At 73.2% G+C, this 21,193-nt stretch carries 19 protein-coding genes and 1 riboswitch; of the genes, 3 read left to right on the forward strand and 16 right to left on the reverse strand.

What is annotated here, in order from left to right; genetic code table 11:
- Positions 1–138: 138 nt before the first annotated feature.
- The 5 genes from ABFY03_RS07185 to ABFY03_RS07205 form a co-directional block, all read right to left on the reverse strand.
- Positions 139–1,566 carry an ABC transporter ATP-binding protein gene (locus tag ABFY03_RS07185; protein WP_346169510.1) on the reverse strand — a complete coding sequence of 476 codons (1,428 nt, stop codon included), beginning with the start codon at positions 1,564–1,566 and terminating at the stop codon, positions 139–141.
- Positions 1,563–2,330 carry an energy-coupling factor transporter transmembrane component T family protein gene (locus tag ABFY03_RS07190; RefSeq protein ID WP_346169511.1) on the reverse strand — a complete coding sequence of 256 codons (768 nt, stop codon included), beginning with the start codon at positions 2,328–2,330 and terminating at the stop codon, positions 1,563–1,565. The genes ABFY03_RS07185 and ABFY03_RS07190 overlap by 4 nt, the downstream gene beginning before the upstream one ends.
- A complete protein-coding gene (locus ABFY03_RS07195) occupies positions 2,327–2,902 on the reverse strand; it encodes an MptD family putative ECF transporter S component (RefSeq protein WP_319009772.1) in 576 nt (191 codons plus the stop codon). Before ABFY03_RS07195 ends, ABFY03_RS07190 begins: the two co-directional genes overlap by 4 nt.
- Positions 2,903–2,993: 91 nt before the next feature.
- A complete protein-coding gene (locus ABFY03_RS07200) occupies positions 2,994–3,794 on the reverse strand; it encodes a thioesterase II family protein (protein ID WP_319009773.1) in 801 nt (266 codons plus the stop codon).
- Between the two features lie 286 nt (positions 3,795–4,080).
- Positions 4,081–5,448 carry a peptidase C39 family protein gene (locus ABFY03_RS07205; RefSeq protein ID WP_346169512.1) on the reverse strand — a complete coding sequence of 456 codons (1,368 nt, stop codon included), beginning with the start codon at positions 5,446–5,448 and terminating at the stop codon, positions 4,081–4,083.
- Between the two features lie 180 nt (positions 5,449–5,628).
- On the opposite strand from ABFY03_RS07205, the gene ABFY03_RS07210 reads away from it, so the two are divergent.
- Positions 5,629–6,258, forward strand: a complete 630-nt coding sequence (locus tag ABFY03_RS07210; RefSeq protein WP_346169513.1) for a uridine kinase family protein — start codon at positions 5,629–5,631, stop codon at positions 6,256–6,258.
- Positions 6,259–6,567: 309 nt separating this feature from the next.
- Positions 6,568–8,472, forward strand: a complete 1,905-nt coding sequence (locus ABFY03_RS07215) for an AAA family ATPase (RefSeq protein WP_346169514.1) — start codon at positions 6,568–6,570, stop codon at positions 8,470–8,472.
- 1 nt (position 8,473) lies between these two features.
- On the opposite strand, the gene ABFY03_RS07220 is transcribed toward ABFY03_RS07215, so the two are convergent.
- The 10 genes from ABFY03_RS07220 to ribD form a co-directional block, all read right to left on the reverse strand.
- On the reverse strand, positions 8,474–9,535 hold the full coding sequence (locus ABFY03_RS07220) for a hemolysin family protein (RefSeq protein ID WP_319009777.1): 1,062 nt from the start codon (positions 9,533–9,535) through the stop codon (positions 8,474–8,476).
- Positions 9,532–10,869: a hemolysin family protein gene (locus ABFY03_RS07225; RefSeq protein ID WP_319009778.1), complete on the reverse strand. Its 1,338-nt coding sequence runs from the start codon at positions 10,867–10,869 to the stop codon at positions 9,532–9,534. The genes ABFY03_RS07220 and ABFY03_RS07225 overlap by 4 nt, the downstream gene beginning before the upstream one ends.
- A 244-nt stretch (positions 10,870–11,113) precedes the next feature.
- Positions 11,114–11,566, reverse strand: a complete 453-nt coding sequence (locus ABFY03_RS07230) for a PH domain-containing protein (RefSeq protein ID WP_319009779.1) — start codon at positions 11,564–11,566, stop codon at positions 11,114–11,116.
- Positions 11,567–11,601: 35 nt separating this feature from the next.
- Positions 11,602–12,450 carry an ATP phosphoribosyltransferase gene (gene hisG, locus ABFY03_RS07235; RefSeq protein WP_319009780.1) on the reverse strand — a complete coding sequence of 283 codons (849 nt, stop codon included), beginning with the start codon at positions 12,448–12,450 and terminating at the stop codon, positions 11,602–11,604.
- A gap of 51 nt (positions 12,451–12,501) precedes the next feature.
- Complete coding sequence (locus ABFY03_RS07240) at positions 12,502–12,783, reverse strand: phosphoribosyl-ATP diphosphatase (RefSeq protein ID WP_030493648.1); 282 nt, start codon at positions 12,781–12,783, stop codon at positions 12,502–12,504.
- 35 nt (positions 12,784–12,818) lie between these two features.
- A complete protein-coding gene (gene ribH, locus ABFY03_RS07245; protein ID WP_024760819.1) occupies positions 12,819–13,304 on the reverse strand; it encodes a 6,7-dimethyl-8-ribityllumazine synthase in 486 nt (161 codons plus the stop codon).
- Positions 13,305–13,337: 33 nt separating this feature from the next.
- Positions 13,338–14,609, reverse strand: coding sequence for a bifunctional 3,4-dihydroxy-2-butanone-4-phosphate synthase/GTP cyclohydrolase II (locus ABFY03_RS07250; RefSeq protein ID WP_346169515.1), 1,272 nt, complete (start codon positions 14,607–14,609; stop codon positions 13,338–13,340).
- A complete protein-coding gene (locus ABFY03_RS07255; RefSeq protein WP_319009782.1) occupies positions 14,606–15,241 on the reverse strand; it encodes a nicotinamide mononucleotide transporter family protein in 636 nt (211 codons plus the stop codon). Before ABFY03_RS07255 ends, ABFY03_RS07250 begins: the two co-directional genes overlap by 4 nt.
- Entirely contained in the window at positions 15,238–15,846 is a 609-nt protein-coding gene (locus ABFY03_RS07260) for a riboflavin synthase (protein WP_319009783.1), read from the reverse strand. The genes ABFY03_RS07255 and ABFY03_RS07260 overlap by 4 nt, the downstream gene beginning before the upstream one ends.
- 2 nt (positions 15,847–15,848) lie before the next feature.
- Positions 15,849–16,928, reverse strand: coding sequence for a bifunctional diaminohydroxyphosphoribosylaminopyrimidine deaminase/5-amino-6-(5-phosphoribosylamino)uracil reductase RibD (gene ribD, locus ABFY03_RS07265; protein WP_319009784.1), 1,080 nt, complete (start codon positions 16,926–16,928; stop codon positions 15,849–15,851).
- Positions 16,929–17,103: 175 nt separating this feature from the next.
- A riboswitch (FMN riboswitch) is annotated at positions 17,104–17,234 on the reverse strand.
- 245 nt (positions 17,235–17,479) lie between these two features.
- Here ribD and ABFY03_RS07270 point away from each other — a divergent pair.
- Entirely contained in the window at positions 17,480–19,849 is a 2,370-nt protein-coding gene (locus ABFY03_RS07270; protein WP_319009785.1) for a chitinase C-terminal domain-containing protein, read from the forward strand.
- A gap of 205 nt (positions 19,850–20,054) precedes the next feature.
- Here the strand turns inward: ABFY03_RS07270 and ABFY03_RS07275 are convergent, their stop codons facing one another.
- On the reverse strand, positions 20,055–21,179 hold the full coding sequence (locus ABFY03_RS07275) for an ROK family transcriptional regulator (RefSeq protein WP_346169516.1): 1,125 nt from the start codon (positions 21,177–21,179) through the stop codon (positions 20,055–20,057).
- Positions 21,180–21,193: the final 14 nt, after the last annotated feature.

The raw sequence follows: 21,193 nt of genomic DNA on the forward strand, positions 1-21,193 counted from the left end.
AGACCTCATTTCCCGCGCTGTCCCGCGGAATTCGCAAAGCAACGTGAAAGACATTCGCGGCCCGCACCGGTATCGCCAAAGTACCGCCCGGTGACTTCGCGTCACAATGTGCGCCCCACCCACGCCCCCGTGCATTCCTCACAGGGCGGTGAGGCGCAGTTCCCGGTCCGCGGCGAGGGTGAGGAGATCGGCGTCGTGGCTGATGAGGACGACCACGGCGCCCGTCTCGGCGACCTCGCGCATGGTGCGCGTCATGGACCGCAGATGGCGCCGGTCGACGCCGGAGCTGGGCTCGTCGAAGATGACGACGCGGCGGCCGCTCAGCCGGGCCGTGGCGACGACCAGGCGCTGCTGCTGGCCCCCGGACAGCGACAGCGGATGCCGGTCGCCGAGGCCCTCCAGACCGAGGTCGGCCAGCACGGCCGGGGCCTCTCCCGCGTGCTCCGGGAGCGCGCCGAGGCGCAGTTCGGCGGTGACGCTGTCGGTGAAGAGCTGCCGCTGAACGTCCTGCATGACGAGCGCGGTCTCGCGCTGCCGCCGGGCGCGGGAGAGCGGGCGCCCGTCGAGCAGCACCTCGCCCGAGTGCCGCTGCAGGCCCGCCAGGACCCGCGCCAGGGTGGTCTTGCCCGCCCCGTTGGGTCCGGTGACGGCGGTGATGGCGCCGGCGGGCAGCCGCGCCTCGGCGATGTCGAGCACGGGCCGGCCGCGGAAGCCGCAGCGGACGCCGCGCAGCACGAGGTCGCTCCCGGGTCCGGGCCCCGCCGGGGGCGCGTCCCGCTCCCCGGCGGCGACGCTGGGCCCGTGCGCGTCGGCGCGCGCGACCGGGGGCCGGCGGGGCGGATCGAGGCCGCGCAGACCCTCGCCGCGCAGCATCTCCTCGGTGAGTTCCGGGAACTCGGCCTTGGTCCATTCCTTGCTGACCCGGCCGTCCTGGAGCACCACGATCCGGTCGGCGAGGTCGCGCAGGTAGTGCAGCCGGTGCTCGGCGACGACGAGCGTCGCGCCGAGCTCCCGGAGGCGGCGCAGCGCCCCGGTGAGCTCGTCGATGCCCTCCGGCGACAGGTTGGAGGTGGGCTCGTCGAAGAGCAGCAGCGGCGGCCCGTGCGTGATGGCCGCGGCACACGCCACGCGTTGCTGCTGCCCGCCGGACAACTGCCGGAGGGAGCCGGTGAAGCCGCCGAGCCCGAACGCGGCGACGACCTCGCCGACGCGTTCCCGGATCCGCGGCGAGGGGGTGCCGAAGTTCTCCAGCGCGAAGGCCAGTTCCGTGTCGACGGCGTCGGTGAAGAACTGGCGGCGGGGGTGCTGGAGCACCGTCCCCGTCACCCTGCCGACCTGTGCCAGGTCGGTGACCGGCGCGTCCGCGACGCGGACCTCGCCTTCGAGGGTCCCGTCGTGGAAGTGGGGGATCAGACCGTTCATGAGCCGCAGCGCCGAGCTCTTGCCGGAGCCGCTCGGCCCGCACATCACCACGGTCTCACCCTGCCGCACGTGCAGGTCGAGTCCGTCGAGCACGACGCGGTCGTGCCCCTGGTAGGTCCATCGGACGTTCTTCAGCAGGATCACGCCGCCGCCCTCCACACCAGCGTCGCCACGGCCAGCAGCACGGCGACGCCCGCGGCCGCCGCGTCCATCGGGCCGAGCCGCGGCGGGTGCATCGCCGTCGGCCGGGCCTCGGAACCGAGCCCGCGCAGCAGCGCCGAGGCCGAGAGGTCCTCCGCGGCCCGGAGGCTCGACGCCATGAGCGGGACCGTGAAGTACTCGATGGCGCGCAGCGGCCGGCGGAGCATGGCCGCCCAGCCGCCGAGCCCGCGCAGCCGCATGGCGTCCCGCACCGCCTGGGCCTCGCTGACGATCGTGGGCGCGAACCGCAGCATCACCGCGCCGGACACGGTGAAGGCCGACGGCACCCGCGCCGCGCGGAGCGCCGCGGTCAACCGGGTCGGCGGGATCGTGCGGACCAGGTGGACGGCGATGCCGCCCACCGCGATCAGGCGCAGGGTGAACTCGGCCGTGACGCCGACGACCCCGAGCACCGGCCACGGTGCGGCCGCCGGCAGCAGGAACGCGACGCCGGCGGCGAGGGCCGCGGCGGCCGGCAGGCCGAGCACGCGCTTCCACGCGCGCTCCACCAGCGCCAGCAGGACGCCGGCGGCCAGCGCCGCGGGGACGTACCAGAGGCCGCCGGGCGCCGTGACGGCGATGCTCGCGGCCAGCAGGATCACCACGCCGGTGCGGGGGTCGAGCGCCCTCCCCCGGGGCGTCTCCCCGGACGCCGCGAGGGTGTCCGGGGAGACGGCCGGCGCCGTCCGCGATCGGGACGGGGTCACACCAGGCCGGCTTTCCGGAAGTGCTTGTCCAGCAGCCGGACTCCGAGCAGACCGCCGATGACGCCGAAGACCAGCGTGGACACGTCGAACGCGATCAGCACCGCCGGGGACAGCAGGTCGTCGAGCTGCCGGGTGTACTCCTCGCCCATGCTCTCCATGTAGGGGCTGGAGAGGAACTCCTCACGGGCGTAGAGCATCGGCATGAACAGCCCGGCGAACCAGGTGCTGAACACGGCGTAGGCGAGCACGCTCATCTTCCGCGAGCGGTACCTGCCCGCGTACAGCAGCGCCTCGGCGATCACCGCGGCCACCACGCCGATGACGAGGCCGATCGGCGGGCTGCCGATGAGCAGCATGAAGCCGTTCACGATGACGGCCAGCACGGTGACCATGCCGGCGTGCCGTACGCGGGTGAGGAAGAGCATGAAGGGCACGCCCGCCGCGACGATGCTCACCGCGCTCGTCAGCAGGGTCATCACGGGCCCGAGGAACTCGAAGAGGGTGAACACCCCGATGGTCACGAGATAGAGAGCCCCGAAGATTCCGATGTTGATGAGATCACGGGGACTCATGCGTAAGTCCAGGCGCTGCGGGCCGGCTTCGGTGGTCACTGGGCTCCTGCCCTCGTCTCGTTCGGATGGGTGGCGGGCGGTCGGCGGGCGGTCACGGGGCGGAGGGCCAGGGGGCCGCCGACGCGTGGACGGCCGCGCGGGCGTACGCCGTGAGGAGCTCGACGACCTGGTCGCGGTGGTGGTCCAGGTAGAAGTGACCGCCCTCGAAGACGCGCACCTCGCACGGCCCTTCGGTGGTGTCGCTCCACGCCTCGGCCTCCCGCGGGGTGATCTCCGGATCCCGGTCGCCGTAGAGCACGCTGACCGGGGCGATCAGGCGCGCGCCGGGCCGGGGCCGGTAGGTCTCGCTCAACCGGTAGTCGGTCCTGATGGTGGGCAGGAACGCCTCGACGAGGTCGGTGTCGTCGAGGACCTCGCGGTGCGTCGCCTCGGTGCGGCGCAGCTCCTCGACCAGTTCCTCGTCGGTGCCGAGGTGCACCGTGCCCGGCCGCGTCAGCTCGGGCGCCGGATGGCCCGAGACCACGAGCCGCAGCGGATGGTGGCCGGCCGCGGAGATCTCGCGGGCCACCTCGTAGGCGACGAGGGCGCCCATGCTGTGTCCGAACAGCATCGTCGGCAGCTCGGGACCGTCGACCGGCGGCCCGTCCGCCAGGACGGCGGCCAGGGTCTGGATGTCGTCCGGCATCGGCTCGGAGTAGCGGTCCTCGCGGCCCGGGTACTGGGCCACGAGGAAGTCGAGGTCCCAGGGGACGGCCGCGGCCCAGGACCGGAAGTAGCTGGCGCTGCCGCCGCCGTGCGGGAACAGCACCACCCGGGCACGGGCGTAAGGCCGCTCGGCGATGCGGCGGAACTTGCCGGTACGGCCGTCGCGCTTCATCGGTTCAACGGACATGTCGCTCACTTCCTGGCCGCGGGGGCCATGGCGATGTTCCAGAACTCGGCGTATCGGCCGCCGCCGTGCGGGAGCGCGCAGCGGCTTCCCACCGTGGGCGGTTCACCCGGTCGGCACCCGTCCCAGCTCCTCGGCAGGGCGGCGGCGGCGCGCCAACTGTACCCGTCCGTAGGCGACTTGACCGGGCCCCAAGGGCGCAACGGTGAAGATCGGACGGTGGGACGTGCCGATCGCACACGGCGGATCCGCGTTCCCCACATGAAGCTGTCCGAAGCCGCGGGTCTCCTCAGAGCAGACCCGCCGACCGCAGCACCAGCCGCTGCGCCGGCCCCGGCTCCACGGGCCAGTAGACGTAGCAGACCCCGCCCGTACCGCTCCGGACCCGGCCGTTCGCGTCGTAGCGCTTGGTGCGGAGCCAGATGTTCTCCCACTCGCGCCGCCGGTAGACCCGGCGGACGGCCTCGTTGGTCGGGGAGGCCGGGTCGTTGGCGATGACGTCGCCGTCGGGGGTGAAGCCGATCACTGTCATCAGGTGGCCGGAGGTGCCGTAACCGGCGCCGGTGAGCTCCTCCTTGCGGAAGGACTGGGAGGTGATGACCGGGATGCCGGCCCGGACGAGGGTCTCCAGGTCGGTGAGCGAGCGGAGCCGGGTCACCACGGCGTTCAGGTCGGGGTAGGAGGCCGCGTAGGCGGCGTTGAAGGGCCAGTTGCCGCAGCCGGAGTACTGGTGGTCGTAGGTGTGCCGGGCCGCGTGGCAGACCTGCGGGTCGGCGAAGTCGGGGTTGACCCAGGCCAGGTCGGCGGCGGAGGGGGTGCGGCCCCAGTACTCGACGATCATCTGCGAGGAGGTCGGGCTGCACCACGCCTCGCCGCCGTTGTCGTACTCGGGGTACTGGCCGACGTGGGTGTTCTGCGAGTAGCGCGGGACGGCCAGCTCACGGGCGGGGCCGGGCGCGGAGGCGGGGACCGTGAACCGGTCCGGGACGTCCGAGGCCATCGCGCCGAGCCGCCAGACCGTGGGGGTGAGGGAGGTGCCGGGGCGGCGGTAGAGGGTGAGCCGGAGGCGGTACGAGGTGAGGCGGAGGCCGCTCGCCGGGTCGTCCACGGCGAGGGTGTCCGTCCAGACGGTGCTCCGGCCGTCCGTCTGGTCGTCGACCGAGGTGCGCTTGATGTCGCTGTCGCCCGAGGCCCACCGGCCCATCACGAACCACGGGGTGCCGGTCCCGTCCCCGTACGTGCCGGAGAGCTCGACCTGGAGCCAGGTGCCGGCCGGGGTGTGGGCGTTCCAGGAGGCGATCACCTCGGTGGCGGGCACGGACGGGGTGTGCGCGGGCGAGGTCCAGCGGGCGTACTCCCAGGCGGCGGTGCGGCCGGTGTGCGGGTCGGTGTAGTCGGTACGGCCCAGCGGGGCGTCCAGGACCAGTCCCGGGCGGCGCCCGGCGACGGCCCGGGTGCCCTCGGCGTCCCCGGCCCGCCAGTCGGGGTACGTGGACCAGAAGCGGTTGGCGACGGTCCCGGGGGCCGGGAGGCCGGCCCCCTCCTCCGCACCGCCGGGTGCGGACGCCGAGGCCGGCGCGGCTCCGGCCGCGGCCGTGCCCGCGGCGGCCGCGAGCGCTGCGGCGAGGACGGTCCGGCGTGAGGCTGATCCGGGCATGGCGAGGACCCCCAGTCGAGGACGGAACGGCGATCGGGCGGGCTGCGCGGGCCCACTATCCCGGCTCCGCCGGGCCGCCGCCAGCACTTCGGCCCGCGTCGCCGCGACCGTCATGGGTATGGACCACTGACGGCACCACCTCGCTGACCTGCGCGGGCGCCGCTGACCTAGGCTGGCCGCATGGACGACCTCGACCGCGCGGCGCGCGCCCTGCGCCGGCTGCCGCCCTCGCTCGGACCCGTCCGGCTCGTCGCGGTCGACGGCCACGCCGGCTCCGGCAAGTCCACCCTCGCAGGCCGGCTCGCCGCCGCACTCGGCGGCGCCCCCGTCCTGCGCCTCGACGACCTCGCCAGCCACGACGCCCTCTTCTCCTGGACCGGGCGGCTGCGCGAGCAGGTCCTGGAGCCGCTGGCCCGCGGCGCGACCGCGCGCTACCACCCGTACGACTGGAACCTGCGGCGCTTCGGCCCCGCCCGCGAGCTGCCGCCGGCGCCGGTGGTGCTGGTGGAGGGCGTGGGGGCCGGGCGGCGGGAGCTGCGTCCGCACCTGGCGTGGCTGCTGTGGATGGAGCGGCCCGCCGGGGCGTCCTGGGAGCGGGGGCGCCGCCGGGACGGACCGGAACAGGCCGCGTTCTGGGACGGCTGGGTGGTGGCGGAGACTCGCCATTTCGCCGAGGACCCGTCGCGGCCCTTCGCCGACACCCTGGTACGGGAGCGGACCGAGGGGTACGACTGGCTTCCCGGGCCCGCTGTGACAGCGGGCCCGGACCAGATCATCACGCACCGTGACGGCCTGATGGCGGTGGACTGAGCCGACGGAATTCCGCTTCCGCAAGTGCCTCGACGGCGCTTGACCCCGGGGGCGTACAGGTCTTACGTTCTGAATGTGCGGCTTTTCGACAGCCGCCGCGGACACGAAGCCCCCGGTTGTTCCCCCGTGATCGGGGGCTTCGTTCTGCCCTCCCGCGCCCCCTCCGGACCCCTTTCCGGCCCTCGCGCTCACCCAGGGTCACCGATCCCGGATCTTGCGCTTCTCCTTAAGCGCACCACCCCTGCGCAGGTACGATGCCCGCAGGTGCGGTCAAATCCCGTCCATACGCCGACGGTTGTGGGGGACCCGATGGACATCGGCACGCAGGGCGCGCAGGCCCCCGCCGAGCTCGCCTGGCTGCGCGGAGTGGACGCCTACACGATGGGCGCGTATCCGCAGGCCGAGGAGGAGTTCCGGGCGGCGGTCCGGATCGATCCCGGCATGGCGGACGCCTGGCTGGGGCTGCACGCGCTCCGGGTGGACACGACGGCCGCGCTGCTGCGCATGTACCGCAACCGCGAGCGCTTCGGGGAGCAGCGCGCCCGGCACCGCCGCACCCTCAACTCCTGGTACTGGCTCGGCTGGTGGGTGCAGCCCGTGCTGGAGAGCCCGCGCGACCTGCTGCTCGCGCACGCCTCCCACTGGCTCGACGGGCGGCACGTGCCGGAGCTGGACCGCGCCCTCGCGGAGCTGCCGCCGGTCGACACCGACCCGCAGGTCCGCTTCCTGCACGCCTGCCGCGCCTATCTGGTCAAGGACTGGGAGCAGCTGGTCCGGCACACCGAACCGCTCGTGGACGACCCGCTGCTCGGCATCGAGGCCGGTCTCTTCGGCGGCATGGCCCGGGTCCGGCTGGAGATGTACGGGCAGGCCGAACCGCTCCTCTCGGCGGCCCTGATGCGCTGCCGCAGCGAGCAGCCGCAGCGCAAGGAACTGCGCTACTGGCTGGCCCGCGCCCACGAGGGCACCGGCCGCAGCGCCGCCGCGCTCCCCCTCTACCGCGCGGTGCACCGCGTCGACCCGGCCTTCATGGACACCGCCGCCAGGCTCGCCGCCATCGCCGAGTACGACGGCTTCGACGGGCTCGACGGCATGGACGAGCAGGCCGGCCTCGCCGCGGTCGCCCTCGGCACGGTCGGCGGTCCCGGCCAGGACGGCACGGACACCGCCGCCGGGCCCGAGACGGAACCGGGTCCCCCCGGCGGCGACGGACTGCGCCGCTCCCCCGACCCGGTGCCGGCCGCGCCCCCGGAGGTCGTCCGGCACAGCTCCCCGGTGCCCGCCCCGGCCGGGCCGCCGCGCTTCCCGGCCGGGCCGACCGACCCGGCGCTGCTCGCCGAGGCCCTCGCCGAACTGGAGGGCATGGTCGGGATGGAGCCGGTGAAACGGCAGGTCAAGGCGCTCTCGGCCCAGCTGGAAATGGCCCGCCTGCGGGCCGGGCAGGGGCTGCCGGTGCAGCCGCCGAAGCGGCACTTCGTCTTCTCCGGCCCGTCCGGCACCGGGAAGACGACGGTGGCCAGGATCCTGGGCCGGGTCTTCTACGCGCTCGGCCTGCTCGGCGGCGACCATCTGGTCGAGGCCCAACGGGCCGACCTGGTCGGCGAGTTCCTCGGCCAGACGGCGGTGAAGGCGAACGAGCTGATCGACTCGGCGGTCGGCGGGGTGCTCTTCGTCGACGAGGCGTACGCGCTCTCCAACTCCGGCTACAGCAAGGGCGACGCCTACGGCGACGAGGCCCTCCAGGTGCTGCTGAAGCGCGCCGAGGACAACCGGGACCACCTCGTCGTCATCCTCGCCGGCTACCCGGAGGGGATGGACCGGCTGCTCGCCGCCAACCCGGGGCTCTCCTCCCGGTTCACCACCCGGGTCGACTTCCCCTCCTACCGGCCGGCCGAACTGACCGCGATCGGCGAGGTGCTGGCCGCGGCCAACGGCGACGGCTGGGACGAGGAGGCGCTGGAGGAACTGCGCTCGATCAGCGCCCACGTGGTCGAGCAGGGCTGGATCGACGAGCTGGGCAACGGGCGCTTCCTGCGCACCCTGTACGAGAAGTCCTGCGCCTACCGGGACCTGCGGCTCTCCGGCTACCCGGGCACCCTCACCCGCGACGACCTGGCGACGCTGCGGCTCGGTGACCTCATGCAGGCGTACGGGGAGGTCCTGTCGGGCCGCGGCCCGGCGGACCGCGGCCCCCAGCAGGACCCCCCGTTCTGACCTAGCCGGCAGCCGGCGCCGGCGCGGGCGACAGCCGGTGCGCGGGGTCGCGGACCTCGCCCACCAGCATCTCCAGGACGTCCTCCAGGGCGACCAGGCCGAGGACCCGCCCGGAGGAGTCGGCCACCTGCGCGAGGTGGGTGGCCGCCCGGCGCATCACGGTGAGGGCGTCGTCGAGCGGCAGCTCGGCGCGGAGCGTCGCCATCGGGCGCCACAGCTGCTGCGGCACCGCACGCTCCCGCTCCTCCAGGTCCAGGACGTCCTTCACGTGCACGAAGCCCAGGAAGACGCCCGGGTGCCGGCCCTCGGCGCGGACCGGGAAGCGCGAGTAGCCGGTGCGCACGGTCAGCTCCTCGATCTGGCGGGGGGTGACCGACGGCGGGACGGTGACCAGCGCGGCGGCCGGGATGAGGACGTCGGTGACCGGGCGGCTGCCCAGCTCCAGGGCGTCCTCCAGGCGCTCCTGCTCGGCCGGGTCGAGGAGGCCTGCCTGCCCGGCGTCCTCGACGAGGCGGCCGAGCTGGACGCTGGTGAAGACGGCCTCGATCTCGTCCTTGGGCTCGACCCGGAAGGCCCGCAGCACCAACCGCGAGCAGGCGCCCAGGGCGGCCGTCACGGGCCGGCAGAGCCGGGCGAAGCCGACCAGGGCGGGGGCGAGCCAGAGCGCGGTCCGCTCGGGCGCGGCCATCGCGAGGTTCTTCGGGACCATCTCGCCGATGACGAGGTGGAGGAAGACGACCGCGGCGAGGGCGATCACATAGCCGAGCGGGTGGATGAGTCCGGCGGGGACGCCTACCGCGTGGAAGGCCGGCTCCAGGAGGTGGGCGACGGTCGGTTCGGCGACCGCGCCCAGCGTGAGCGAGCAGACGGTGATGCCGAACTGGGCGGCGGCCATCATCCGCGGCAGGTTCTCCAGGCCGTAGAGCACCTGGGCGGCGCGGGCGCCGCCGAGCGGCTCGATCTGGCTGCGGCGGACGGAGACGAGCGCGAACTCGGCGCCGACGAAGAAGCCGTTGGCCAGCACGAGGAGGACGGCGAGGAGGAGTTGCAGGGTGCTGCTCATCGGACCGCCTCCGCCATGGGCACCGGGGCGGTGCGCACGATCCGGACCCGTTCGGCACGGAACCGGTCGACGCGGCGCACCGAGAGCCGCCAGCCGGGCAGTTCGGCCCGGTCGCCGGGGGCGGGGATGCGGCCGAGGAGGTCGGCGACGAGCCCGGCGACGGTCTCGTACGGGCCGTCCGGCACGTCGAGGCCTATCCGGCGCAGGGTGTGGACCCGGCAGGAGCCGTCGGCCTCCCAGGCGGGGCGGCCGTCCTCGGCGGGCGCGGCGGCCAGCTCGGGGCGGGCGTCGGCGGCGGTGTCGTGCTCGTCGCGCACCTCGCCGACGAGTTCCTCGACGATGTCCTCCAGGGTGACCACGCCCGCCGTGCCGCCGTACTCGTCGACGACGACGGCGATCGGCTGCTCGCGGCGCAGCCGCTCCAGGAGGGCCTGGACGGGCAGCGACTCGGGGACGAGGAGCGGCGGGACGGCGATCCGGCCGACCGGGGTCCGCGGGCGGGCGTCGGGGGCGACGGCGAGCGCGTCCTTGAGGTGGACCATGCCGACGACCTCGTCGATGCGGTCCCGGTAGACGGGGAAGCGCGAGAGGCCGGTGGCACGGGTGAGGTTGAGGACGTCGGCCGCGGTGGCGTCCCACTGGAGGGCGCTGACCTTCACGCGCGGCGTCATGACCTGCTCGGCGGTGAGGCCGGCGAGCGACAGGGTCCGTACGAAGAGGTCGGCGGTGTCCTGTTCGAGGGCGCCGGCGCGGGCCGAGTGCCGGGCGAGCGATTCCAGCTCGCCGGGGGTGCGGACCGAGTCCAGCTCGTCGGTGGGCTCCACGCCGAGGGCGCGGACGAGACCGTTCGCCACCCGGTTGAGCAGGGCGATCACCGGCCGGAAGACGGCCGAGAAGCGGCGCTGCGGGGCGGCGACGAAGCGGGCGACCTGGAGCGGCCGGGAGACCGCCCAGTTCTTCGGGACGAGTTCGCCGACGACCATCTGCACCGCCGAGGCGAGCAGCATGCCGACGACCACGGCGACGCCCGAGGCGGCGCCGGCGGGGAGCCCGGCGGCGGCCAGCGGGGCGCTCAGCAGCCCGGCGAGCGCGGGCTCGGCGAGCATGCCGACGACGAGCGAGGTGAGGGTGATGCCGAGCTGGGTGCCGGAGAGCTGGAAGGACAGCTCGCGCAGCGCCGAGACGACGGTGCGGGCGCGCCGGTCGCCGGCGGCCGCGGCCCGCTCGGCCTCCGCGCGCTCGACGGTCACGAGACCGAACTCGGCGGCGACGAAGAAGCCGTTGGCGAGGATCAGGAGGAAGGCTGCCAGGAGGAGCAGCAGGGAGACGATCATGCCGCCGCCTCGGGGGACGAGGGGGCGGCGCAGGTACTACCGGACGATCCGTCCATTGCCGGAGGGAGTCACTCCTCGGGTCGAAGGGTGGCCTCGCCGGCCGCCGGCGGCGGCCTTGCACGCGCGAGGCGGTGGTGCGCCGGGCACCACCGCCTCCAGATTAGTCACGCGGACGCCCCGCGTGGCAGGGGGACGCCCCGGATGGGGGACGGACCGGGGTGAACCCTGACGTCCGGACCGGGGTTCAGGCCGTCTCAGCGCCGGTGCCGCGGCTGTCGGCGAGGGCCCGCAGGGCGCGGGCGTCCCTGATGGCGGACTCCTTGGCGATGCCGGGCTGGATGCCGAGGGCGGGCAGGCTGGTGCCGTCGCTGAGGTCCAGGAAGACCCACGGGTCGCCGGGACGCAGGTTGACGCGGAGGATCTCCGCCCAGGCGAGGCGCCGGGTGCGGGTGATGTTGACGACCGTGACGCCCTCGTCGTCGGCGACGACCTTGGGACGGCTCAGCATCACCAGGACGCCGAGGAAGAGCGCGGCGGTGAAGACGAAGCTGACCCGCTCCCCCGGTCCGAGCCGTTCCAGCATCAGCGCCACGGCGGTGATCGCCGCGAACATGGCGAGCCCCACGGTCAGCAGGACGGCGCGGGTGCGGCCCGGCCGGAAGGTGACCGGGAGGGCGGGCGGGAGCGGCTCGGACATCGGGGTACCTCGGTGCCTGGAGTGGTGCGGCAGGGTCAGAGACGGCAGGCGTGGATCGCGGTGGTGAGGATCGCGCGGGCGCCGATCTCGTACAGGTCGTCCATGATCCGCTGCGCCTCCTTGGCGGGGACCATCGCGCGGACGGCGACCCAGCCCTCGTTGTGCAGCGGGGAGATGGTCGGGGACTCCAGGCCCGGGGTGAGGGCGACGGCCTGCTCCAGGTGCTCGGCGCGGCAGTCGTAGTCCATCATCACGTAGCTGCGGGCGACCAGGACGCCCTGGAGGCGGCGCAGGAACTGCTGGACCTGGGGCTGGTCGGTCCCGGCGCCGTGGCGGCGGACGACGATCGCCTCGGACTGCAGGATCGGCTCGCCGATGACCTCCAGGCCGGCGTTGCGCAGGCTGGTGCCGGTCTCGACCACGTCGGCGATGACCTCGGCTACGCCCAGCTGGATCGCGGTCTCGACGGCGCCGTCGAGGTGGACGACGGAGGCGTCGATGCCCTGGTCGGCGAGGTGCTTGGCGACGATGCCCTCGTAGGAGGTGGCGATCGTCATGCCGCCGAAGTCCTCCGGGCCGTTCGCGGTGCCCGGGCGGGTGGCGTAGCGGAAGGTGGAGCGGCCGAAGTTCAGCGCCAGGATCTCCTCGGCGCTGGCGCCGGAGTCGAGGAGCAGGTCACGGCCGGTGATGCCGATGTCCAGCTTCCCGGACGCCACGTAGAGGGCGATGTCCTTCGGCCGCAGGTAGAAGAACTCGACCTCGTTGTCGGGGTCGATGACCACCAGCTCTTTGGACTCCTTGCGCTGGCGGTAGCCGGCCTCATGGAGCATGGCCGACGCAGGTCCGGAGAGGGAACCCTTGTTGGGGACGGCGATGCGCAGCATGGGGTGGGCTTCCTTTGCCTGGGGAGTGGTGGGAGCTGGGGGTGGACGTGCTCAGAGGTGGGCGTAGACGTCGTCGAGGGAGATCCCGCGGGCGACCATCATCACCTGGACGTGGTACAGCAGCTGCGAGATCTCCTCGGCGGCCGCCTCCTTGCCCTCGTACTCGGCGGCCATCCAGACCTCTGCGGCCTCCTCGACGACCTTCTTGCCGATGGCATGGACGCCCTTGCCGACCAGTTCCGCGGTGCGGGAGGTGGCGGGGTCGCCGGTCTCGGCCTTGAGCTTGAGCTCGTCGAAGAGCTCTTCGAAGCTCTTGCGGGTTTCGTTCGCCATGATGGTCCTAAGAGTACGGGGTGAGGGTCCGCTCATCAGCGCCAGGGTTCGCTGACCGTGCGCAGCGTGGTGGCGGTGGCGACGGCGGCGGTGACCGCCTCGTGGCCCTTGTCCTCGGAGGAGCCCTCGAGGCCGGCCCGGTCGAGCGCCTGTTCCTCGTTGTCGACGGTGAGGACGCCGAATCCGACGGGTACGCCGGTGTCGATCGAGACCTGGGTGAGGCCGTGGGTGACGCCCTGGCACACGTACTCGAAGTGCGGCGTTCCGCCGCGGATGACGACGCCGAGCGCCACGATGGCATCGTAGCCGCGGCCGGCGAGGACCTTGGCCACGACCGGGAGCTCGAAGCTGCCGGGGACGCGGAGCAGGGTGGGCTCGTCGATGCCGAGTTCGGACAGGGCGCGCAGGGCGCCGTCCACCAGTCCGTCCATGATCTTCTCGTGCCACTGGGCCGCGATGACCGCGACCCGCAGGTCGCCGCAGTTCTTCACGCTGAGGACGGGTGCGCCCTTGCCGCTCATGGTTCTCCTTGCTCGGTGCGTAGACGATCGGGGTTACTGGTTGCCGCAGGCGGGGGTCGGGGAGCCGTCCAGCCAGGGCAGGTCGTGGCCCATCCGGTCCCGCTTGGTGCGCAGGTAGCGGAGGTTGTGCTCGCCGGCCGTGACGGGCATCGGCTCGCGGCCCTCGACGGCGAGGCCGTGGCGGGTGAGGGCGTCGATCTTGTCGGGGTTGTTGGTCATCAGGCGGAGGCTGCGGACGCCGAGGTCGGTGAGGATCTGCGCGCCGGCCGCGTAGTCGCGGGCGTCGGCGGGCAGGCCGAGTTCGAGGTTGGCGTCGAGGGTGTCGCGGCCGCGCTCCTGGAGTTCGTACGCGCGCAGCTTGGAGAGCAGGCCGATGCCGCGTCCCTCGTGGCCGCGGAGGTAGACGACGACGCCGCGGCCGGCTTCCTGGATGCGGTCCAGGGATGCCTGGAGCTGGGGGCCGCAGTCGCAGCGCAGCGAGTGGAAGACGTCGCCGGTGAGGCATTCGGAGTGGACGCGGACGAGGACGTCGGCGCCGTCGCCGATCTCGCCGTGGACGAGGGCGACGTGCTCGACGCCGTCGACGGTGGAGCGGTAGCCGTAGGCGGTGAAGTCGCCGTGGGCGGTGGGGAGCCGGACCTCGGCCTCGCGGCGGACGGTGGGTTCGGCGGAGCGGCGGTAGGCGATCAGGTCCTCGATGGAGATGATCGTCAGGCCGTGCTTGCGGGCGAAGGGGATCAGCTCGGGGAGGCGGAGCATGACGCCGTCCTCGCCGGCGATCTCGACGATCGCGCCGGCCGGCCGGAGGCCGGCGAGGCGGGCCAGGTCGACGGCGGCCTCGGTGTGGCCGGGGCGGGCGAGGACGCCGCCCTCGCGGGCGCGCAGCGGGAAGACGTGGCCGGGGCGGACGAAGTCGCTGGGGTCGTGCCGGCCGCTCGCGAGCATCCGGAGGGTGGTGGCGCGGTCGGCGGCGGAGATGCCGGTGGTGACGCCGTGCTCGGCGCTCGCGTCGACGGAGACGGTGAAGGCCGTCCGCATCGACTCGGTGTTGTGGTCGACCATCTGCGGGAGGTGGAGCCGCTCCAGTTCGTCGTGCTCCATGGGGGCGCAGATCAGGCCGCGGCACTCGCTCATCATGAAGGCGACGACCTCGGGGGTGGCCTTCTCTGCGGCGATGACGAGGTCGCCCTCGTTCTCGCGGTCCTCGTCGTCGACGACGACCACGGGGCGGCCGGCGGCGATGTCGCGGATCGCCTGCTCGACGGGGTCGAGGGCGAGGCTCTCTTCGAGGTCCCAGGCGTTCATGCGGGGGCTCCTTCCAGAGCGGGGGCGGTGCGCGTGCGGAGCCACCAGTCGCGCAGGCCCCACAGGACGAGCGCGCCGTAGAGGACGTAGACGAAGCCGGAGAAGGCGTAGCCGTTGGCGAAGTTCAGCGGGACGCCGACGAGGTCGACGAGCAGCCAGGCGAACCAGAACTCGACCATGCCGCGGGCCTGGGCGTACATGGCGACCACGGTGCCGACGAAGATGTACGCGTCGGGCCAGGGGTCCCAGGAGAGGGTGGGGTACGCCTGGAAGAGCAGGGCGACCGCGACGGTGCCCGCGGCGGCCGCGGCGACCATGGCGGCGCGCTCGCGCCAGGTGGCGAAGCGGACGGCGATGTGTCCGTCGGCGCCGCCGTCCTTGCCGCGCTGCCACTGCCACCAGCCGTAGAGCGCCACCAGCATGACGACGACCTGCTTGCCGGCGCTGCCGGTGAGGTGCCCGAAGAAGGCACCGAAGAGTATGAGGCCGGCGAGGAACTGGACGGGCCAGGTCCACACGGAGCGGCGCCAGCCGAGGGTGAGGGCGACGAGCCCGAAGATGTTCCCGACCATGTCCGACCAGATGATGTGCTGGCCGAAGACGGTGAACGCCTCGGAGTTGAGCCAGTTCACTTGACGTTCTCCCGTGCGTTCGGGCCGAGCAGCCGCTCGACGTACTTGGCGATGACGTCCACTTCGAGGTTGACCGGGGCGCCGCTCTGCTTGTGGCCGAGCGTGGTCAGGGCGAGCGTGGTGGGGATGAGGCTGATGGTGAACCAGTCGTCGCCGACCTCGACCACGGTGAGGCTGACGCCGTCGACGGTGATGGAGCCCTTCTCGACGACGTAGCGGGCGAGCGGGGCGGGGAGGCCGACCTTGACGAGTTCCCAGTGCTCGGACGGGGTCCGCTCCAGGATGGTGCCGGTGCCGTCCACGTGGCCCTGGACGATGTGGCCGCCGAGGCGGCCGCCGACGGCCATGGGGCGCTCCAGGTTGACCCGGGAGCCGACTTCGAGGGCGCCGAGGCTGGACCGCTTGAGGGTCTCGGCCATGACGTCGGCGGTGAACTCGCCGTCGCCGAACTCGACGACCGTGAGACAGACACCGTTGACGGCGATGGAGTCGCCGTGCTGGGCGCCTTCCGTGACCAGGGGGCCGCGCAGCCGGAAGCGGGAGGCGTCCTCCAGCTGCTCGACGGCGACGACCTCGCCCAGTTCTTCGACGATTCCGGTGAACACGGTCAGGCTCCCTTGGGGGTGGCGGTGATGCGGAGGTCGGGTCCGATCGGCGTGGTCTCGGTGATGTCGAGCCGCAACGCCTGGGTGAGGGTGGTGATTCCGGCGTCGGCGAGGGCGTTCGGGCCCGCGCCGAGGAGGACCGGGGCGAGGTAGCCGACGACCTGGTCGACGGCGCCCGCGGTGAGGAAGGCGCCCGCGAGGGTGGGGCCGCCTTCGAGGAGGACGGAGCGGATGCCGCGCGCGTACAGCTGGGTGAGCAGCTCGTGCACGCCGATGCGGCCGTCGTGCAGGGGCAGCCGGAGCAGGTCGACGCCGGGCAGGTGCCGGGTGTCGGCGTCCTCGGCGACGACCAGCAGGGTGGGTGCGGCGTCGTCGAGGATCCGGGCGGTGGGCAGCAGTCCGGCGTAGGTGTCGAGGGCGATCCGCAGCGGCTGGGTGGCGCCTTCGATGCCGCGGACGGCGAGGTGCGGGTCGTCGGTGCGGAGCGTCCCGCCGCCGACCAGGACGGCGTCGGCCTCGGCGCGCAGCCGGTGGACGTCGGCGCGGGACTCGGCGGAGCTGATCCAGCGGGAGGTGCCGTCGGCGGCGGCGACCCGGCCGTCGAGGGTGGCGGCGTACTTCCAGCGGACGAAGGGGCGGCCGGTGCGGACGGAGGTGAGCCAGGCGAGGTTGCCGGCCTCGGCCTCGTCCGTCAGGAGGCCCTCCTCGACGTCGACGCCGGCCGCGCGCAGGGTGGCGGCGCCGCCGGTGGCCTGCGGGTTCGGGTCGCCGACGGCGTAGACGACGCGGGCGACGCCGGCCTCGACCAGGGCCTGGGCGCAGGGACCGGTGCGGCCGGTGTGGTTGCAGGGTTCGAGGGTGACGTAGGCGGTGCCGCCGCGGGCGAGGACGCCGGCCGCGCGCAGGGCGTGGATCTCGGCGTGGGGGCCGCCGGCCCGCTGGTGCCAGCCCTCGCCGACCTGGTGGCCGGAGGCGTCGGTGATGACGCAGCCGACGACGGGGTTGGGGCTGGTGGAGCCGAGACCGCGGGCGGCGAGCGCGATCGCGCGTCGCATGGCGGTGATGTCGGCTTGCGTGGCCACCGGGTCCTCCTGCCTCTTCGGGCACGGACTCCGGGGCCTGTCGATGTCGACAGAGAGCGGGTACGACGGCTGCGCAGAGGGTGTGCCGGAACGGCCGGAGGTCCACGGGTGCGCCGGCGGAGACCGCGGCGACCAGCGGACGTACGGCCGGCACACCCCTGTCAGGGGTCGCCCGCCGCGCACTGCCTCCCATCCGGACTTTCACCGTCGGTCCAGGAATCTCACCTGGTCAACCGGCCGCTGGCTTGCGGACGGGTCGCGGACTATACCGCCGGTTCGGAATTACACCGACCCCGGAGTGCGCTGCTGCTGATACACGGCCAGTGTGCCACGCCCTGTCAACGGGCATGCACACGGATCCTGTGCGATGACTCACACGATCCCACGGGAATCCCCGTTGGTCCAGACCTATTGACGCACTGGTCTAGTCCTCTTAATGTCCGTGTCACCTCCGCGGAACGGCCCGCCGGTGTGCGCACGCCACGGGCCCAACACGTACCACCCCCTTGTTCGTTGCGTGTTTCTTCACCCTCCCCGAGGAGGACCTGATCGTGCTGTCCCCCACGACCAAGAGAGCGTCGCTGCTCGCGTCCGGTGCCGCCGTCGCCGGCCTGCTGCTCAGCTCGCTCGCCGGCGGCGTCTCGTACGCCGCCGACAACGAGAGCTGTCGCCCCGACGGCCTGTACAAGACGCCCGGCGTCGACGTCCCCTACTGCTCGGTCTACGACACCGCGGGCCGCGAGAAGATGGGCGCCGACCACCAGCGCCGCGTCATCGGCTACTTCACGGGCTGGCGCACCGGCAAGAACGGCGAGCCCGCGTACCTCGCCAACAACATCCCGTGGGACAAGATCACCCACATCAACTACGCCTTCGGCCACATCGGCGGCGACAACAAGCTCTCGGTCGGCACGGACGGCCCGAACAACGCCGCCACCGGCATGACCTGGCCCGGCGTGGCCGGCGCCGAGATGGACCCGGCCCTCCCCTACAAGGGCCACTTCAACCTGCTGAACAAGTTCAAGAAGCAGCACCCCGACGTCAAGACGCTGATCTCGGTCGGCGGCTGGGCCGAGACCGGCGGCTACTTCGCCGACAACGGCGACCGGGTGAACTCCGGCGGCTTCTACTCGATGGCCACCAACGCCGACGGCTCGGTCAACCAGGCCGGCATCGACACCTTCGCCACCTCGGCGGTCGACTTCATCCGGAAGTACGGCTTCAACGGCGTCGACATCGACTACGAGTACCCGACCACCATGAAGGACGCGGGCAACCCGCTCGACTGGACCTTCGCCAACGCGCGCCGCGCGGGCCTGGTCCAGGGCTACGCGGCCCTCATGAAGACGCTCCGCGAGAAGCTCGACGCGGCCGGCGCCGCCGACGGCCGGCACTACCTGCTCACCGTCGCCGCCCCCTCCTCCGGCTACCTGCTGCGCGGGATGGAGACCTTCCAGGTCCAGAAGTACCTGGACTACGTCAACATCATGTCGTACGACCTGCACGGCGCCTGGAACGAGTACGTCGGTCCGAACGCCTCGCTCTTCGACGACGGCAAGGACGGCGAGCTCGCCGCCGCCAACGTCTACGGCTCCTCCCAGTACGGCAACATCGGCTACCTCAACACCGACTGGGCGTACCACTACTTCCGCGGCTCCATGCCGGCCGGCCGGATCAACATCGGCCTGCCCTACTACACCCGCGGCCACAAGAACGTGCAGGGCGGCACCGACGGCCTGTGGGGCAAGGCCACCGCGGCCACCTGCCCGGCCGGCGCCGGCCTGACCAAGTGCGGTGACGGTGCCGTCGGCATCGACAACCTGTGGCACGACAAGGACACCGCGGGCAAGGAGTCGCCCGCCGGCTCCAACCCGATGTGGCACGCCAAGAACCTGGAGAAGGGGATCGTCGGCGACTACGTCACCCAGTACGGCTTCCCGGCGAACACGACCCTGACCGGCACCTACGCCCGCAAGTACGACTCGACCCTGGTCGCGCCGTGGCTGTGGAACGCCGAGAAGAAGGTCTTCCTCTCCACCGAGGACGAGCAGTCCGTGGCGGCCAAGGCCGACTACGTGGTCGACCGCGGCATCGGCGGCACCATGGTCTGGGAGATGGCCGGCGACTACTCCTGGAACGCCGCCAAGGGCCAGTACGAGATGGGCTCCACGCTCACCTCGCTGATGTACGACAAGTTCAAGGCCGCCACCCCGTACGGCGCCAAGAAGTCCAACAAGGCGCTGCCGACCCAGGCCGTGAACATCGAGACCGCCTTCACCGAGTTCAAGCTGGGCGACTCGAACTACCCGATCACCCCCAAGGTGAAGATCACCAACCGGACGAACACCACGCTGCCCGGCGGCACCGAGTTCCAGTTCGACTACGGCACCTCGGCCCCGGCCAACGCCTCCGACCAGTCCGGCTTCGGCACCAAGGTCGTCAGCAGCGACCACACGGGCTCCAACGTGGGCGGCCTGAAGGGCGACTTCCACCGGGTCTCCCTGAAGCTCCCGGCCTGGCAGACCCTCGCCCCGGGCGCGACGGTCGAGCTCTCGTTCAACTACTACCTGCCGGTGTCCACCCCCTCCAACTGGACGGTGAACATCAACGGCACCACGTACGCCCTCGCCGGCGACCTGGCGCGCGGCACGACGACGGTGGAGCCCGGCACGGGCACCACGCCGCCGACCACCCCGCCCACCACGGAGCCGACGACCCCGCCGACCACTCCCCCGACCACCCCGCCGACGACGCCGCCCGCGGGCTGCACCGCCCCGGCGTACGTGGCCGGCCAGGTCTACAACGCGGGCAACGAGGTCTCCCACAAGAGCCGCAAGTGGAAGGCGAAGTGGTGGACCCAGAACGAGGAGCCCGGCACGACCGGCGAGTGGGGCGTCTGGCAGGACCTGGGCGCCTGTTGATCCCCTCCTGAAGAACAGCAAGACCCCCGGCGGCGGTCTCACGGCCCTTGGCCGCCGCCGGGCCCCCCTCCGCGCCGCGCCCCCCTGTCCGGGGCGCGGCGCGGTCGCGTCCCCCGGACCTTCGGGCTCACGGGCGTACGGGCTCGTCCGGACTCACGGGCTTACGGGCTTACGGGCTTACGGGCTCCGGGCTCCGGGCTCCGGCTTACGGGAAGAGCGCGTCCTGCGCGGTGTCGCGGGCGCGCAGCAGCGCGCCGCGCAGCACGGCCGCGTCGCCGAGGACGGTGGCGCGGACCTCGGTGCGCAGCGGGGAGAGCCGGGCCAGCTCGGCCTCGACGCGGGCGGCGAGCTCCGGCCCGCCCTGGTGGCCGGTCTCGCCGGCGAGGACCACGCAGCCGGGGTCGAGGACGGAGGCCACGGCCGCCGCGCCGACGGCCAGCCGGCGGGCGTAGGCGTCGAGGAAGGCGGTGTGCCCGGAGGTGAGCGCGCCGGCCGGTTCGAGGCCGTGCTCGGCGGCCAGGGCCTCGATGGCGACGGTGCTCACCAGCTCGTGGAAGCCGCCGTCGCAGCCGGTCGACGAGGGCAGCCCGGAGGTGCCGGGCACCGGCAGGAAGCCGATCTCGCCTGCGCCCCCGGAGGCGCCGCGGCGCACCCGCCCGCCGAGGACGACGGCGGCGCCCACCCCCTGGCCGAGCCAGAGCAGGACGAAGTCCTCGCGGCCCCGGGCCGCGCCCTCGCGCAGCTCGGCGACGGCGGCGAGGTTGGTCTCGTTCTCGACGAGCACATGGGCGGGGAGCCGTTCCTGGAGGACGCCGACGAGCCGGCGGTGCCAGGCGGGCAGGCCGGTGGAGTCGCGGAGCTCGCCGGTGGCCGGGTCGATCAGGCCCGGGGCGCCGACGGCCACGGTGTGCAGCCGCTCGACGCCCGCCTCCCCCGCGGTGCGCTCCAGGAGGGCGACCGCCTTCTCGACGGCGGGGCCGGTCCCTGCGTCCTCGCCGACGGGGGCGGCCGCCTCGGCGAGCGGGGTGCCGAGCAGGTCGGTGACGGCGACGGAGACCGAGCGGGTGCGGACGTCGAGCGCGGCGAGGTGGGCGCGGTCGGCGACGAGCCCGTACAGCTTGGCGTTGGGGCCCCGGCGCTCGGCGCCGGCCTCGCCGACGACATGGACCAGGCCCGAGCCGCTCAGCCGCTCGACGAGGTCGGCGACGGTGGGCCGGGAGAGCCCGGTGAGGGTCTTGAGCTGGGCTGCCGTCAACGGACCCTCGTCCTGGAGCAGGCGCAGGGCGAGCCGGTCGTTGATGGCCCGGGCGGTGCTCGGGGATGCGGCCATGCGGTGATCCTCTC

This window comes from Streptomyces roseofulvus (assembly GCF_039534915.1).
GTDB lineage: Bacteria > Actinomycetota > Actinomycetes > Streptomycetales > Streptomycetaceae > Streptomyces > Streptomyces roseofulvus.

Bases quoted from the DNA above. Each gene is read 5' to 3' on its own strand.
- ABFY03_RS07275 (WP_346169516.1), bottom strand. From the start codon at position 21,179: ATGGCCGCATCCCCGAGCACCGCCCGGGCCATCAACGACCGGCTCGCC.
- ABFY03_RS07220 (WP_319009777.1), bottom strand. From the start codon at position 9,535: ATGAGCAGCACCCTGCAACTCCTCCTCGCCGTCCTCCTCGTGCTGGCC.
- ABFY03_RS07205 (WP_346169512.1), bottom strand. From the start codon at position 5,448: ATGCCCGGATCAGCCTCACGCCGGACCGTCCTCGCCGCAGCGCTCGCG.
- hisG (WP_319009780.1), bottom strand. From the start codon at position 12,450: ATGCTGCGCATCGCCGTCCCCAACAAGGGTTCCCTCTCCGGACCTGCG.
- ABFY03_RS07195 (WP_319009772.1), bottom strand. From the start codon at position 2,902: ATGAGTCCCCGTGATCTCATCAACATCGGAATCTTCGGGGCTCTCTAT.
- ABFY03_RS07230 (WP_319009779.1), bottom strand. From the start codon at position 11,566: ATGTCCGAGCCGCTCCCGCCCGCCCTCCCGGTCACCTTCCGGCCGGGC.
- ABFY03_RS07250 (WP_346169515.1), bottom strand. From the start codon at position 14,609: ATGAACGCCTGGGACCTCGAAGAGAGCCTCGCCCTCGACCCCGTCGAG.
- ABFY03_RS07210 (WP_346169513.1), top strand. From the start codon at position 5,629: ATGGACGACCTCGACCGCGCGGCGCGCGCCCTGCGCCGGCTGCCGCCC.
- ABFY03_RS07200 (WP_319009773.1), bottom strand. From the start codon at position 3,794: ATGTCCGTTGAACCGATGAAGCGCGACGGCCGTACCGGCAAGTTCCGC.
- ABFY03_RS07225 (WP_319009778.1), bottom strand. From the start codon at position 10,869: ATGATCGTCTCCCTGCTGCTCCTCCTGGCAGCCTTCCTCCTGATCCTC.
- ABFY03_RS07240 (WP_030493648.1), bottom strand. From the start codon at position 12,783: ATGGCGAACGAAACCCGCAAGAGCTTCGAAGAGCTCTTCGACGAGCTC.
- ribH (WP_024760819.1), bottom strand. From the start codon at position 13,304: ATGAGCGGCAAGGGCGCACCCGTCCTCAGCGTGAAGAACTGCGGCGAC.
- ABFY03_RS07215 (WP_346169514.1), top strand. From the start codon at position 6,568: ATGGACATCGGCACGCAGGGCGCGCAGGCCCCCGCCGAGCTCGCCTGG.